Consider the following 14,034-nt stretch of genomic DNA (forward strand, 5'->3'; position numbering starts at 1 on the left):
GCCGGAGGTACTATGGCGCATTTTATCGATCGACGCCTGAACGGCAAAAACAAAAGTGCGGTGAACCGGCAACGGTTCATCCGCCGCTATAAGCAACAAATCAAACAAGCGGTGTCCGATGCGATCAGCAAACGCAGTGTCACCGATATCGACAAAGGCGAAAGCGTCTCGATCCCCGGGCGGGATATCAGCGAGCCCTTTTTTCATCAAGGCAGCGGTGGTCATCGTGAACGGGTGCATCCGGGCAATGATCAGTTCAGTGAAGGCGATCGGATCAAAAGGCCCCTCGGTGGTCAGGGCGGTGGTTCCGGTCAGGGTGACGCCAGTGCGGACGGCGAAGGTGAAGACGAGTTTGTCTTTTCAATCTCCAAAGACGAATACCTCGATTTATTGTTCGAAGACTTAGAGCTGCCGAATTTACGCAAGAATCAGCTCGATAAACTGGTGCAATATAAAAATGTGCGGGCCGGCTATCGCTCTGAAGGCGTGCCCAGCAATATCGACATAGTCAGGTCACTACAAGGCTCGCTGGCGCGCCGTGTCGCGATGTCCGCAGGCAAAAAGAAACAACTGCAGGACATCGAGGCACAAATCACGCTGCTCGAAGCTGCGCCAGTCCCGGATATGCACCAGTTGCTGGCGTTAAAAGCACAGGCCGAAGAATTGCGTCGCCGTATTGATGCAGTCCCTTTTATTGACAGCTTTGACCTGCGCTTTCGCAACTTTGCCAAAAGGCCGGAACCGACCAGCAAAGCCGTGATGTTTTGTTTGATGGATGTGTCGGGTTCGATGGATCAGGCCACCAAAGATATGGCGAAACGCTTTTATATCCTGCTCTATATGTTTTTAAGCCGCAGCTATAAAAATGTTGAGGTGGTGTATATCCGGCACCACACTCAGGCAAAAGAAGTCGATGAGCACGAGTTTTTCTACTCGCAGGAAACTGGCGGTACCATAGTGTCGAGCGCACTGAAACTGATGGTTGACGTGGTGAAAGAACGCTACGACCCAACTGAATGGAACATCTACGCAGCCCAGGCCTCAGACGGTGATAACTGGGCCGACGACAGCCCACAGTGCTCGCAATTGCTGTCTGACCAACTGCTGCCACTGGTGCGTTATTACGCTTACATTGAAATCACTCAACGTCCACACCAGAGTCTTTGGGTTGAGTACGACAAACTGCTCAGCCAGTTTGATAATTTTGCCATTCAGCCGATCCGCCAGGTCAGCGATATTTACCCGGTATTCCGCCAGCTGTTTAAAAAGCAGGCGGCTTGAATACAAGGAGTCTTTTATGTCGGCAAAAAAGAAAATAGCGCCGTTGTCTGATGGTCCCGACTGGAATTTTGAATTACTGACGCAGTATCAGACTGAAATCGAACGGGTTGCCCGTTTTTACAAGCTGGATTATTACCCGAACCAGATTGAGATCATCACTGCAGAGCAAATGATGGATGCCTATTCCAGTGTCGGGATGCCAATTGGTTATAACCACTGGTCGTATGGCAAAAAATTCATCCAGACGGAACAAAACTATAAACGAGGCAATATGGGCCTCGCCTATGAGATCGTCATCAACTCAAACCCCTGTATCGCCTATCTGATGGAGGAAAACACCATCACGATGCAGGCTTTGGTGATGGCTCACGCCTGTTACGGTCACAATTCTTTCTTTAAAAACAACTACTTGTTTAAAACCTGGACAGATGCGTCTTCCATCATCGATTATCTGGTGTTTGCGAAAAAATATATCAGCGACTGTGAAGAAAAGTATGGCCTCAGTGAAGTCGAAGACATCTTAGATTCCTGCCATGCTTTGATGAATTATGGTGTCGATCGCTACAAAAGACCGCAAAAAATCTCGATGGATGAAGAACAACGCCGTCAGCAGGATCGGGAAAAATATCTGCAATCGCAGGTCAATCAGTTGTGGCGGACCATCCCGAACAAAGAGCAGTTTAATCAACCGGTAGAGCAGCATTATCCAAAAGAACCACAGGAAAACATCCTGTATTTTATTGAAAAAAACGCCCCGCTGCTCAAACCCTGGCAACGGGAGATCGTCCGGATTGTGCGGAAAATATCGCAATATTTTTATCCGCAAAAGCAGACCCAAGTGATGAATGAAGGCTGGGCAACGTTCTGGCACTACACCATTCTGCAACATCTGTATGATGAGGGGCTGGTCACAGATAAGTTTATGTTGGAAGTGCTACATAACCATACCAATGTGGTGTATCAACCGGCCTATAACTCGAAGTACTACTCCGGTATTAACCCTTATGCGCTCGGCTTTGCCATGTTCACTGATCTGCGCCGGATCTGTGAAGCACCGACCGCCGAAGATAAAGAATGGTTTCCCGATATTGCCGGTTCTGATTGGATCGAAACGCTGCATTTTGCCATGCAGAATTTTAAAGATGAGAGTTTTATCAGCCAGTATCTGTCGCCGAAAATCATTCGGGATTTCCATTTGTTTGGCATTGTTGACGACGATAAGGAGCAACAACTGGAAGTGGCGGCTATTCATAACGGCCCCGGTTATCAGAAAGTGCGGCAGATGCTGTCGGCACAATACAACCTGAGTAATATTGAGCCCAACATTCAGGTGTTTAATGTTGATGTGACCGGCGACCGCTCTTTAACTTTGCGCTTTGTGCCCAACCAGCGGGTGCCACTGGCAGATAGCTTTCCGCATGTGTTGAAGCATTTGCATCGTTTATGGGGATTTACCGTCAAGTTGGAGCAATTAAACGAAGATAACAGCACGAAAACACTCGGCATGATGCCGCCGGAATGAAAACGCCGGCTGATGCCGGCGCTCTTTTGCCCGTGATTGCACCAGCAACATTATTTCGCGGCTACTGTGACTCTGTTACGGCCGTCCGCCTTTGATGTGTAAAGCGCTTTATCAGCAGCTTCAATCCACTGCCGATGTTCTAGCATCTCCGGCGTGTATTCGGCGACACCGACGCTGACTGTCGCTTTGAGCAACTGCTGATTAAATTCCATCGACATCGATTCAACCGTTTTGCGTAAACGCTCAGCGAAATACAACGCCTGATCCGCAGTGGTATCCACCAGCAACACCGCAAACTCTTCACCACCATAACGACCCGCCACATCGGTTTCACGCAGGTTCTTTTTCACAGCCTGCGCGACCTGACGGATCACCACATCGCCGGCGGCGTGGCCATATCCATCATTAATCCGCTTGAAGTGGTCGATGTCACACATCAGCAATGTGCCCTGATGACCACTGCGTTTGAGCCGTTTGAATTCAGTTTGCAGCGCATCTTCCCAGGTCCCGCGATTATTCAGTTCGGTCAGGAAGTCTGTTTTTGACAGCTGGCGTAACTGGCCGTTCATCGACTCCAGCTCCAGTCGGCTGGTCGCCACGTCAGTGACGTCATAAATAATCATACAAAGATGTGTCACCACGCCACGAACGTCCGTAATTGGAAAAATCGTGCTGTTCTGATACATGTAATCCGCGACACCGGTAATAGGCCGGTAATTGCGGAATTTAAAAATGAAAGGACGTTGTTCCCAGATGGTAAAAGCACGGTTCTTCAGCAGGATCACCGGATCACACTTACGGCGTAACCAGTCTTCATCGATTTCTGAGAATAAATCAAATAGATACCGATCGCGGACCTGACGAGGCGTCAGACCGCTATGGTTTTCCATAAAGCCGTTCCAGACCTGAATTTTGTAATCGGCAGTCAAGACCACCAGGCCCACATCAACCGTCTGAAACATGTCGAGCAGCCAATGCACTTCGGAAACTTCGGGACTGATATTTTGCATAGTTACTCTTCTAACAAAAATTCGACTTTGTAATTCAGTGTTTTAATGCTGTCTTCAGTGAACAGCAGCAGCAAATCACAATTAATATTGTAATTCTCAATGCCATAACTGATTTCGATAGCCAACATTCGTTTCCAGCGACGGGCATTGGCTTTGATCATCTCACTGACCGGTGCATGTTGACCAAGAACAACCGGATGCCCCTGACTGAATGACATGTCGATTTGTTCAGCTAAACCTTTCAGCACAGCGCCTATCAAAATATTGCCGATATCCATCAGCAACTCGAGTTCAGTTTTTGCGGTTAATTTGCCTTCATAATTCAAAAGCTTGGCAATATCTGCAAAGCTAGAGTCATTTAAAATCAGCAATGCTTCACCAGACACGCCACCGCCAATAAAGCCCTGACACACTGCTGATGTCGTCTGCTTTTGTTCGACAGACGCGATTGCCATATGCAATTCGCTGACTTCAATCACATTGACATTGGGAATTGGGAGTTTGACGAAAACTTTCAATAAACGCGCCAGTAAATCACCGGCCTGGCCCATCGCAACGTTGGTCAGCTCCTGAAACACGTCGCGCAACACCGGATCCAGTGCAAAGTTCATACTGCTGTGATGGTTCGCAGCAAAGGCACGATCCAGCACTTTCTGACTGTCTTGTGCTGTGTGAACTGACGTAAACTGCTGCAGTACTTCCTGCAATTTTTCCGCAGAGACAGGTTTTTTGATGAAATCGAGTGCACCAAAAGACAACACCCGTTCCCGGGCTTCGGGTTGAATATCGCCGGATACCACCACCACTTTGACCGGAATTTGCTGGGCCTGGATCGCCTGCAACACACCATAGCCGTCAAGGATCGGCATATTCAGATCGAGGAATAACAGATCAATGGGCTGGCGTTTCAGCACTTCCATCGCTTCCTGACCATGACCGGCGAAACTGACTTTGTCCTGCCAGTCTGCTGGGAGACTACGCGCCATTTGCTTTCGTGCTAAATTCGAATCATCACAGATTAAGACTGCTGCTACCATTCATGACTCACCACACAGAGGGATATGAACCAGTGTAGCGTCTACGTTCGTAATATGCGAACCAGACAACACTTTTGCTCTGTGAATTTTTCGCTGTTAGTCTCTGTATTCCATACTTTTTTAAAAGGAAAACGCTATGTTCAAGCCCGTGCTCGCCACGATGTTCGTCCTCGCTGCACCATGGCTACAGGCCGCTGATCTGACGGCAAATTTGCCAGTGCGCTTATCAGAGGTGAAAGCCGGTGAGCGCCCGCTGGAATTGCAGGGCTCGCCGGTCAGTCTGCAAACGCTGGCTCCGGATTTCAAAGTGGCTGATGCCAGTTTTAAACCGGTCAAGCTCAGTGACTTTGCCGGGAAAACCGTGCTGATTAGTACTGTTCCCAGCCTCGATACCGGCGTCTGTTCGATCCAAACGAAAAAATTTAATGAAGAAGTCAGCAATCTGCCAGCAGATGTGGTGATCCTGACCATCTCGAATGACTTACCTTTTGCGCAAAAACGTTTTTGTCAGAAAGAACAGGTCGATAAGCTGTTGGTATTGTCTGATGCGGTCTGGGGCGATTTTGGCTCCAGCTATGGTCTTCGCATCAAAGATATGGGCTTGTTAACCCGTGCCGTGTTAATCGTCGATCGCAATGGCAAATTGGTGTATCAGCAACTGGTGCCTCTGTTGTCGCAGGAACCTGATTACACCGCCGCTTTAACCACACTAAAACAATTTGCGCAAAAAAAATCCTGATAGTTCCGCTTGAAAAAATAACGCCAGACCTTATTACAGGGATATGGAAATGCCGCATTGCGGGTTTCTGTATCCCGGCCTTCGCCATCTGGGTAGGCTATTAAACATCTGATTTGCTTAATAAAGAAATTAGTGAGGTTTGACTATGCACGCTTTTGATTTCAGTCCTTTTTATCGTTCATTTATCGGTTTTGACCATCTGGCGACTTTAATGGACGCCGCTGCCCGCAATGAAAAACAGCCGGCATATCCGCCATACAATATTGAAGTGACCGGTGAGGATCAGTACCGCATCACGATGGCCGTGGCCGGTTTTGAACCGCACGAACTGAGCATCGACACCGAGCGCAATACGCTGCTGGTACGTGGCCAAAAAGGTGATAAAACGGAAGACCGTCGTTTCCTGCACCAAGGCATTGCTGAGCGCAATTTTGAGCGCAAGTTCCAGCTTTCAGATTATGTCCGCGTCACCGGCGCAACTGTGCATCATGGTTTATTGCACATTGAGTTATTGCGTGAAATTCCGGATGCGCTGAAGCCACGTAAAATCGCTATTCACAGTGGCCAGCCAACCGCTGTGCTGACACAGCAAACTGCCGCGAATTCTGAGTTGGTCCAGGACGCAGGGCAATTACCAACCGGCACTGTATAGTGCCGCTGTTAGCGCTTGATTGACAAAACAAAGCCGCATGAAGCGGCTTTGTTCTTTTTAGGCCAAAAGGAACTCTGCAATAGGTTTGTTCACCAAATCCGGATGGGTTACAGGCCCCATGTGACCGCACTCCAGCCGTTGTAAGCGGACATCAGGCAAAACGCCTCGCAGCGCTGCGCTAATGCGCTGAGCGGACTGGCGGCTATGGCTGCCGCTGAGCAGCAGCACTGGACTTTTCACTCTGTCCGCATAATCAGCCAGACTAGCCGGTTCCTGACTTAGCGCCTGAAAATCGAGGCTGACCTTGGCAACCTGCAGCGCCAGCTGCTGTTGCATTCGTCCTGGCAGGCCCGCAAAAAAACCGTTGTGTTGCCAATAATCAATAAAGCGCTCTGCAGCCTGGTTCGCCTCAAGCAACGGCAATGCATCAGCCAGGGCCCGGACTTCCTGCCACAGCGCACTGGCGTCCGGCAACTGTGGCAACAAATGAAAAGCCACGGGTTCGAACAAGACCAGTTTACGGATTTGTAGTTTTTGCGTACGGGCCAGATGCAAGGCCAAAGCGCCACCATAAGAATGGCCAATCAAATCAAGCGGCTGCGCCTTTAGTGTGTCCGGCAAATCCGCCAGCAGCAAGTCCGCTTCAGCCGCCAGCGACCATGGTTGCATGGTAGGTAACGGCTCTGCACCATAACCGGCTAGATCCGGCAGGGAACAGCAGTGCGTTGCAGACAGCGTACTGGTTAAGGCGAGCCACTGGGGATGGCTGGACATCGAACTGTGCAGCATTAAGGCCGATCTGCCATTACCAAGCTGTTTTACCATGCTTTGATCAGCAAAAACGCCGCGCCACACAGTAAGGCAGTGAAAGTTGAAATCATGCCCAAAAACCGAGGAATGGAGGTCCCGCTGGAGCGACTCAATCCGGTTAAATGCAAAAGGCGACCACCCAGCGTCAGCGCGCCCAACAAATGTAACTGCCATGCCGGCGCTTGCTGTTGTTCGGCAATCAACATGATCACCAGCAACAGCGGCACATATTCGGCAAAATTACCGTGGATCCGAATCGCTTTAATCAGCTCTGGTTGCTGCCCGTCACCTAAACCTACCCGTAATTTAAAGCGCTGTCGCACGACTGCTAAAGCCAGTACGACATACATCACTGCCAAAACTGCAGCATAGATTGCTGTGATCATGTCCACCCCGATAATGATAATTGAATCAGATATAGAAACACCCGGCGATACCTGAGTGCCAGAGTCAGCAGCCGGTATCTTGATTCTCTGTGCTGACTGCTAAGGGGCATAATACCCGATTATCCCCTGAAGTATCTTGCGGTTTTTGCACGCTCTGAAACGACAAAGCCCACAGTAGTGGGCTTTGGTTTTGATCATTGCAGCAGATTAACCCAGCAGGTTACTCAGGAAAGTACTGACAGCCTCTACCGGCTGTGTGCCATCTAAATGATGGTAGTGCGTCAGGCCTTGTTCTGCTTGATGACGATAATAACCGACCAGAGGCTCAGTTTGTTCATGATAAACGCCTAAGCGTTTACGCACGGTTTCTTCTTTGTCGTCATCACGGATCACCAAATCTTCACCGCTTTGATCGTCTTTGCCGGCCACTTTTGGCGGATTGTAAGTGACGTGGTAAACGCGGCCTGACGCCGGATGTACACGACGACCGCTCATGCGCTCAACAATCACATCGTCCGGCACGTCAAATTCAATGACGTGGTCAACCAGCACACCGTTGTCTTTCATCGCATCAGCTTGCGGAATTGTGCGTGGGAAACCGTCCAACAAAAAGCCTTTGGCGCAATCTGGCTTGGCGATGCGCTCTTTCACCAGACCAATGATGATTTCATCAGATACCAGCTGACCGGCATCCATCACCTGCTTGGCAGCCAGGCCCATTGCAGTGCCCTCTTTGATGGCTGCACGGAGCATATCCCCGGTGGAGATTTGCGGAATACCGTACTTGTTCATCAAAAACTGTGCCTGTGTTCCTTTACCGGCACCCGGTGCACCCAACAGAATAATTCGCATACCAAAAACCTCGGTTTTTTCAGAAACGGTTCCAAATGTCATAAGCGCTGGATCTTTACATAATGTCAGTCAGCAGACAAGGTATTTGTCGGCTGCTCAGAGCAGCCACTGGCAAGCCGACTTTAGTACTAATAACCCGGCAGATCCGGTACAGCCGCAGTATGCACAAAGAATGTAGCAAAACACTATTCGACGATAGTTGCACTGCACAATGACAAAACCCGACACAAGCCGGGTTTTGTCTGATCCAAGCTGCAGATTATTTCGCCAGTGATAACAACAGGCTGTTTAAGCGGCTGACAAATGTCGCCGGATTTTTCAGACTGCCACGTTCTGCCAGCAACGCCTGCTCAAACAGCACTTCGGCCCATTGTTTAAATTGGGCTTCGTCCTGCACGTCAGCAATATGGCGCACCAGCTGATGCTCTGGGTTCAGTTCGAAAATCGGCTTCACTTCCGGTACTTTCTGGCCGACAGATTCCATCAGCTTGATCATCTGCGTGCTCATATCGAACTCGTCAGTGACTACGCAGGCCGGGCTGTCAGTCAGGCGATGGCTGACTTTGACATCTTTGACCTGATCGCCCAGCGCTGTCTTAAAGCGTTCTGCCACGGTCGCAAATTGCTTTTCCGATTCTTCCTGCGCTTTTTTGGTGTCTTCGTCGTCCAGCTTCGACAGATCCAAACCACCTTTGGCAACTGAACGCAGTTTTTTACCATCAAATTCAGTCAGATGCTGCATCAGCCATTCGTCGATGCGATCTGATAACAGCAGCACTTCCAGACCTTTTTTGCGGAATACTTCCAGATGCGGGCTGTGTTGAGCCGCTTCGAAACTATCGCCCACCAGGAAATAAATCTCATCCTGGCCTTCTTTCATCCGGCTAACATAAGCTTCTAAACCAACACTTTGCACAGCAGTATCAACATGCGTTGAGCTGAACCGCAGCAGTTTGGCAATGCTTTCTTTGTTGGCGTGATCTTCGGCCGGGCCTTCTTTTAATACCTGACCAAACTCATCCCAGAACGACTGATATTCGCTTTGATCTTCGGCCTTCGCCATCTTCTCCAACATTTTCAACACACGTGATGTACAGCCTTTACGCAGGCTTTGCGTCACTTTGGTGTCCTGCAGAATTTCGCGTGACACGTTCAGCGGCAAGTCGCTGGAATCCAACACACCTTTGATAAAGCGCAGGTAACTTGGCATAAACTGCTCAGCATCATCCATGATAAAGACGCGCTGCACATAGAGTTTCAGGCCGTGACGGGCGTCGCGGTTCCACAAGTCAAACGGCGCTTTTTTCGGCACGTATAACAGACTGGTGTAGTTGGTGTTGCCTTCAACTTTGTTGTGGCTCCAGCTCAGCGGCTCCGTCCAGTCGTGCGAAATGTGTTTGTAGAATTCCTGGTACTCGTCATCGCTGATTTCTGACTTATCACGCATCCACAACGCAGTCGCTTTGTTCACTGCTTTCCATTGACCTTCAGTGGCCGGGATTTTCTCGCCGTCTTCTTCACGCTCAGCAGTGCCCTCTTCCCACATTTCTACCGGGATAGAGATGTGATCTGAGTACTTGGTGATAATGCTCTCGACTTTCCATTTGCTGAGGAATTCGCCTTCGCCGTCACGCAGATGCAGCACAATCTCAGTACCGCGGCTGGTTTTATCAGCGCTTGCCAGTGTGTAATCACCCTCACCGGCCGATTCCCACTCAACCGCGCTGTCTGGCGCCGCGCCCGCTTTCAGCGTGCGTACTGTGACTTTGTCGGCCACGATAAATGCAGAGTAAAAACCAACACCAAACTGACCGATTAACTTGGAATCTTTGCTTTGGTCGCCGCTTAATTGCGAGAAGAACTCTTTAGTACCGGATTTTGCGATAGTGCCTAAGTGACTAATTACCTCGTCACGCGTCATGCCGATACCGTTGTCGCTGATGGTGATCGTTTTGGCAGCTTCGTCCAGACTGACGCGCACGCGTAAATCGCCTTCGTTGCCATACAGGCTGCTGTCAGACAGTGCCAGAAAACGCAGTTTGTCCGCCGCATCTGAAGCGTTTGAAATCAGTTCACGCAGGAAAATTTCTTTGTTTGAATACAAAGAATGGATCATCAGTTGCAGCAACTGTTTGACTTCGGCCTGGAAGCCATGGGTTTGTTTTTGTGTTGTTTCAGTCATTTACCGCTCCTTTCACACTAAATTCGTCAGCGCGGACCGGTGCAGATACACAAATGCTCCGAACTAGCCCCGCCTGTCATTTCCGGGTTCAGATCTGGGGTCTGTCATTTGTTTTTCAAGGGGGTGCAGTAATAGACGACGATGGTAACCCAGCAATACTGGAGGGATAAACCTTGATTAGAAAGGCTTGCGGCCACTCAATGCATACGACAAAGTGCTGCCGTCGAGAAATTCCAGTTCGCCACCTACCGGCATGCCTTGGGCCAGACGTGACACCTGCACCCGGTGCTTACGGCACAGTTCGGCGATATAAAATGCAGTAGCTTCACCTTCCACTGTCGGGTTGGTCGCCAGGATCACTTCTTCAATTTTGCCCTGACCCAGTTGCTGTGATAAAGCATCCAGACCCAATTCCGCCGGTCCTACACCATCGAGGGGAGATAGTTGTCCGCGCAGCACAAAATACCGTCCGGCAAATAAGCCGGTTTGTTCAATGGCAAATAAGTCCGCAGCACTGGCAACGATACAGAGCAGAGAACTCTGGCCGCGGATGGGATGCGCGCAGATCTGACAGATCTGACCTTCACAGAAGGTGCGAAAACGCTGGCAGTGGCCAACTTTGGTCATGGCTGATTGCAATGCTGAGGCCAGTTGTAAACCAGCCTCGCGATTGCGTTCCAGCAACTGGTAGGCCATACGCTGCGCTGACTTCGGGCCTACTGATGGCAGTACCCTTAACGCATCAATCAGTTTTTGCACTAACGGCGTATGTTTACCCATGCTTCACCTCAGTGATCAATCGGCTCAGAATGGCATTTTAAAGCCCGGTGGTAACTGCATACCACCGGTCACTGACGCCATGCGTTCTTTACTGGTTTCTTCGACCCGGCGCACCGCATCGTTGATCGCCGCAGCGATTAAATCTTCCAGCATTTCTTTGTCATCAGCCATCAGACTGTCGTCGATGCTGATCCGGCGCACATTGTGATTGCCAGCCATCGTCACTTTGACCATGCCAGCGCCGGCTTCACCGGTCACTTCCAGCCGGGCGATTTCTTCCTGCGCACGCTGCATTTTTTCTTGCATCGCCTGCGCCTGTTTCATGATGTTACCCATGCCACCTTTAAACATATTCTGTACTCTCAGCTGTATTGATAATGGCGGCCAAGATAATCACAAAGCCGCAAAATTACAAGATTCCGCCCGTGCCGAAGACGCGGACTGGTGAATTAAAATACTTCCAGACTATCAGGTAACCATTCACCGGCAAAATCTCGGGCGATGGCATTTAATGTCGGGTCTTCCTGCAACACCTGATGCACATAACGCCGGCGCGCCGCATCTATCCGCTGTTGCAACGCCTGTGGGCTGGCCGGGACCTCATCGACAAATTCAATGTCGACGCTCAGTGGCAAGCCAAATGACTCTGCCAGCACCAACTGTAATTGCGCGCGATTACGCTCCGAATCAAGATGACGCTGCGAACTACTGACCCGAAGAGTTAACTGATTACCATCCAGCGTCATACTACTGTGTAACAGGAACAACCGCATCAGGCCACCAATACGCAGGCTGTCTATGCGCTGCGCCCAGGCATCGACCTGACTGCTACTGCGTACGGCAAAGTTGCCGGCGTGGATCTGGCCATCAAACGTCAGGTCGGCATCTGTGCCTGCAACCGTCTGCACTTCAGCGATGGTTTCGCTGGCAAAATCGAGATTGTCGGGCAGATCGGGCACCGCCAGGCTTTCCAGCAAGGCATGGCGGATCGGCTGCACCGGCGTCTCGGTATAGGTTTGTTGCCATTGCCATTGCTCAGCGCCTTCAACACTATCAGCACTTTCTGCCGGGTCCGCATCATCTTCAGACGCAACAGGGGGAACAAAAGGTCTTACAACCGGGACTTCGTCCTCCATCGGATCAGGATCTGCGGCTTTATCCGCTGTTGGCGACGCAGGCAATTCATCCCATGGCGGGATATCGACTGACTTGGGCTGTTCCAAACTGGCGGCCGCAGCCTTTGTTTCGGGCACTGAAACGGGGCTTTGCACCGGCTTAGCAGAAACAACAGAAGGCGATGGCGCAGCAACAACAGAAGTTGTTCTGGGGGGTAACACGACCGGCGCCTGCTGGCGCTCAGACTTTTTTGGTTCGTTCGAAGCCGCCCGTTGCAGACCACGACGTGCCAGAATACTGGCTGTAACTGAATCGATAGCGCTGTCTGGTGCTGGTGCGGCCACTGCGTCCGTTACTGCAACGGCTGGTGGCACCTCAACAGACGCCAGCACTGGCTCAGGCTCAAGCTGCGCAACTTGTAGCTGCGGCATCTGGGCTTGCGCCGGCGGCGGAGAAACCGCTGCTACTTGGGCTGGTGCCACCTGCGCCGCCGACAACGCAGCTGCGCGGCCGGCACTGACTTCCGGCATTGCACCCGCTTTGGCCGGTACAAAAGCGATAGCGCGTAACAACGCCATCTCAAGACCAATGCGCGGCTCTGGCGCATAAGGCAAATCGCGTTTGCCGGATAACAATAACTGGTAATAGAGCTGAATCGATTCCGGCGCGTGCGTCTTGGCAACAGCCCGGACAAAAGCAGACTCAGTCAGCGCCAGCTCAGAGGCACTGAGCTGATACTGTGACAACGCCGCCAGATGTAACAGCGATAACATGTCATCCAGCACCGCCTGAAAATGGCTATGGCTACTGACCAGTTGCTGGATATGCGCCTGCATTGACGCTAAATCACGGTTCAGTACATCTTGCAGCAGGATCTCAGCCCAGCTTTGCTCAAGGAAACCGAGCATTTCACGCACCGCGCCGAGGCGGATATCGCCGTTGGTTTGCGCAATCGCCTGATCGGTTAAACTCAGAGAGTCCCGCAAACTGCCCTTGGCTGCGCGCGCCAGTAACGCCAGCGCCTCTTCTTCGGCAGCAATGCCTTCCTCGCCAAGAATATAACTCAGATGCTGTTTGATCTGGCTTTGTGACAGGGCTTTTAAACTGAATTGCAGGCAACGCGACAACACAGTGATCGGCAGTTTTTGCGGATCTGTGGTTGCCAGTAAAAACTTCACATGCGGCGGAGGCTCTTCCAGTGTCTTCAGCAGCGCATTAAAGCTGTGTTTGGACAGCATGTGCACTTCATCGATCAGGTACACCTTATAACGACCGCGGGTCGGTGCGTATTGCACGTTGTCCAGCAGATCTCGGGTATCTTCCACTTTGGTGCGGCTCGCCGCATCGATTTCCATTAAATCGACGAAAAAACCTTTATCGATTTCGGTGCAGGCACTACAGATGCCACAAGGCGTGGCCGTCACACCTTGTTCGCAGTTCAGACTTTTCGCAAAGATGCGGGCGATGGTCGTTTTACCAACGCCGCGGGTACCGGTGAACAGATAGGCATGGTGCAGACGGTTTTGCGTCAGCGCGTGTGTCAGTGCAGTTTTGACATGCTCCTGCCCCACCAGCTGACCAAAATTCTGTGGCCGCCATTTGCGCGCCAGCACCTGATAACTCATCTATTCACCTTGTCGGAAGTTGCGCCGGCTGTTTGCCTGCAC

At 50.9% G+C, this 14,034-nt stretch carries 13 protein-coding genes; 4 read left to right on the forward strand and 9 right to left on the reverse strand.

The genetic code is table 11. From position 1 onward, the window contains the following. Nucleotides 1-12 precede the first annotated feature (12 nt). Together ACQ66Q_RS08135 and ACQ66Q_RS08140 are read left to right on the forward strand one after the other, a co-directional pair. Nucleotides 13-1,281 carry a YeaH/YhbH family protein gene (locus ACQ66Q_RS08135; protein WP_430456326.1) on the forward strand — a complete coding sequence of 423 codons (1,269 nt, stop codon included), beginning with the start codon at nucleotides 13-15 and terminating at the stop codon, nucleotides 1,279-1,281. Between the two features lie 16 nt (nucleotides 1,282-1,297). Continuing rightward, nucleotides 1,298-2,803 carry a SpoVR family protein gene (locus tag ACQ66Q_RS08140; RefSeq protein WP_430456327.1) on the forward strand — a complete coding sequence of 502 codons (1,506 nt, stop codon included), beginning with the start codon at nucleotides 1,298-1,300 and terminating at the stop codon, nucleotides 2,801-2,803. Nucleotides 2,804-2,853: 50 nt separating this feature from the next. Here the strand turns inward: ACQ66Q_RS08140 and ACQ66Q_RS08145 are convergent, their stop codons facing one another. Beyond that, nucleotides 2,854-3,813, reverse strand: coding sequence for a sensor domain-containing diguanylate cyclase (locus tag ACQ66Q_RS08145; protein ID WP_430456328.1), 960 nt, complete (start codon nucleotides 3,811-3,813; stop codon nucleotides 2,854-2,856). 2 nt (nucleotides 3,814-3,815) lie between these two features. After that, nucleotides 3,816-4,850 (reverse strand): response regulator, encoded by a 1,035-nt coding sequence (locus ACQ66Q_RS08150; RefSeq protein WP_208932295.1) that lies wholly within the window; start codon nucleotides 4,848-4,850, stop codon nucleotides 3,816-3,818. A 136-nt stretch (nucleotides 4,851-4,986) separates the two neighbouring features. On the opposite strand from ACQ66Q_RS08150, the gene tpx reads away from it, so the two are divergent. Beyond that, on the forward strand, nucleotides 4,987-5,589 hold the full coding sequence (gene tpx, locus ACQ66Q_RS08155; RefSeq protein WP_430456329.1) for a thiol peroxidase: 603 nt from the start codon (nucleotides 4,987-4,989) through the stop codon (nucleotides 5,587-5,589). 145 nt (nucleotides 5,590-5,734) lie between these two features. Then, the gene (locus ACQ66Q_RS08160; protein WP_430456330.1) at nucleotides 5,735-6,241 is read left to right on the forward strand and encodes an Hsp20 family protein; all 507 of its coding nucleotides are present in this window, start codon (nucleotides 5,735-5,737) and stop codon (nucleotides 6,239-6,241) included. A gap of 57 nt (nucleotides 6,242-6,298) precedes the next feature. On the opposite strand, the gene ACQ66Q_RS08165 is transcribed toward ACQ66Q_RS08160, so the two are convergent. The 7 genes from ACQ66Q_RS08165 to dnaX all read right to left on the reverse strand — a co-directional run bounded on the left by ACQ66Q_RS08165 (nucleotide 6,299) and on the right by dnaX (nucleotide 13,992). Next, nucleotides 6,299-7,066: an alpha/beta fold hydrolase gene (locus ACQ66Q_RS08165; protein WP_430456331.1), complete on the reverse strand. Its 768-nt coding sequence runs from the start codon at nucleotides 7,064-7,066 to the stop codon at nucleotides 6,299-6,301. Further along, on the reverse strand, nucleotides 7,060-7,437 hold the full coding sequence (locus ACQ66Q_RS08170) for an MAPEG family protein (RefSeq protein ID WP_430456332.1): 378 nt from the start codon (nucleotides 7,435-7,437) through the stop codon (nucleotides 7,060-7,062). Before ACQ66Q_RS08170 ends, ACQ66Q_RS08165 begins: the two co-directional genes overlap by 7 nt. Before the next feature lie 207 nt (nucleotides 7,438-7,644). Next, complete coding sequence (adk, locus tag ACQ66Q_RS08175) at nucleotides 7,645-8,289, reverse strand: adenylate kinase (protein WP_430456333.1); 645 nt, start codon at nucleotides 8,287-8,289, stop codon at nucleotides 7,645-7,647. A 259-nt stretch (nucleotides 8,290-8,548) separates the two neighbouring features. Further along, nucleotides 8,549-10,471 (reverse strand): molecular chaperone HtpG, encoded by a 1,923-nt coding sequence (gene htpG / locus ACQ66Q_RS08180; protein ID WP_430456334.1) that lies wholly within the window; start codon nucleotides 10,469-10,471, stop codon nucleotides 8,549-8,551. A 177-nt stretch (nucleotides 10,472-10,648) separates the two neighbouring features. Beyond that, nucleotides 10,649-11,251 (reverse strand): recombination mediator RecR, encoded by a 603-nt coding sequence (recR, locus tag ACQ66Q_RS08185; protein WP_430456335.1) that lies wholly within the window; start codon nucleotides 11,249-11,251, stop codon nucleotides 10,649-10,651. Between the two features lie 24 nt (nucleotides 11,252-11,275). Further along, nucleotides 11,276-11,602, reverse strand: coding sequence for a YbaB/EbfC family nucleoid-associated protein (locus tag ACQ66Q_RS08190; RefSeq protein ID WP_208932304.1), 327 nt, complete (start codon nucleotides 11,600-11,602; stop codon nucleotides 11,276-11,278). 98 nt (nucleotides 11,603-11,700) lie between these two features. Beyond that, nucleotides 11,701-13,992 carry a DNA polymerase III subunit gamma/tau gene (gene dnaX / locus ACQ66Q_RS08195; protein WP_430456336.1) on the reverse strand — a complete coding sequence of 764 codons (2,292 nt, stop codon included), beginning with the start codon at nucleotides 13,990-13,992 and terminating at the stop codon, nucleotides 11,701-11,703. Between the last annotated feature and the right edge of the window lie 42 nt (nucleotides 13,993-14,034).

It is taken from the genome of Rheinheimera sp. (genome assembly GCF_965283995.1).
Taxonomy (GTDB): Bacteria; Pseudomonadota; Gammaproteobacteria; order Enterobacterales; family Alteromonadaceae; genus Pararheinheimera.

What these genes read in the sequence shown, in the direction of transcription:
- ACQ66Q_RS08135 (WP_430456326.1), top strand. Translation starts at nt 13, where the DNA reads ATGGCGCATTTTATCGATCGACGCCTGAACGGCAAAAACAAAAGTGCG.
- adk (WP_430456333.1), bottom strand. Translation starts at nt 8,289, where the DNA reads ATGCGAATTATTCTGTTGGGTGCACCGGGTGCCGGTAAAGGAACACAG.
- htpG (WP_430456334.1), bottom strand. Translation starts at nt 10,471, where the DNA reads ATGACTGAAACAACACAAAAACAAACCCATGGCTTCCAGGCCGAAGTC.
- ACQ66Q_RS08165 (WP_430456331.1), bottom strand. Translation starts at nt 7,066, where the DNA reads ATGGTAAAACAGCTTGGTAATGGCAGATCGGCCTTAATGCTGCACAGT.
- ACQ66Q_RS08170 (WP_430456332.1), bottom strand. Translation starts at nt 7,437, where the DNA reads ATGATCACAGCAATCTATGCTGCAGTTTTGGCAGTGATGTATGTCGTA.
- ACQ66Q_RS08140 (WP_430456327.1), top strand. Translation starts at nt 1,298, where the DNA reads ATGTCGGCAAAAAAGAAAATAGCGCCGTTGTCTGATGGTCCCGACTGG.
- tpx (WP_430456329.1), top strand. Translation starts at nt 4,987, where the DNA reads ATGTTCAAGCCCGTGCTCGCCACGATGTTCGTCCTCGCTGCACCATGG.
- ACQ66Q_RS08160 (WP_430456330.1), top strand. Translation starts at nt 5,735, where the DNA reads ATGCACGCTTTTGATTTCAGTCCTTTTTATCGTTCATTTATCGGTTTT.
- ACQ66Q_RS08145 (WP_430456328.1), bottom strand. Translation starts at nt 3,813, where the DNA reads ATGCAAAATATCAGTCCCGAAGTTTCCGAAGTGCATTGGCTGCTCGAC.
- ACQ66Q_RS08190 (WP_208932304.1), bottom strand. Translation starts at nt 11,602, where the DNA reads ATGTTTAAAGGTGGCATGGGTAACATCATGAAACAGGCGCAGGCGATG.
- recR (WP_430456335.1), bottom strand. Translation starts at nt 11,251, where the DNA reads ATGGGTAAACATACGCCGTTAGTGCAAAAACTGATTGATGCGTTAAGG.
- ACQ66Q_RS08150 (WP_208932295.1), bottom strand. Translation starts at nt 4,850, where the DNA reads ATGGTAGCAGCAGTCTTAATCTGTGATGATTCGAATTTAGCACGAAAG.
- dnaX (WP_430456336.1), bottom strand. Translation starts at nt 13,992, where the DNA reads ATGAGTTATCAGGTGCTGGCGCGCAAATGGCGGCCACAGAATTTTGGT.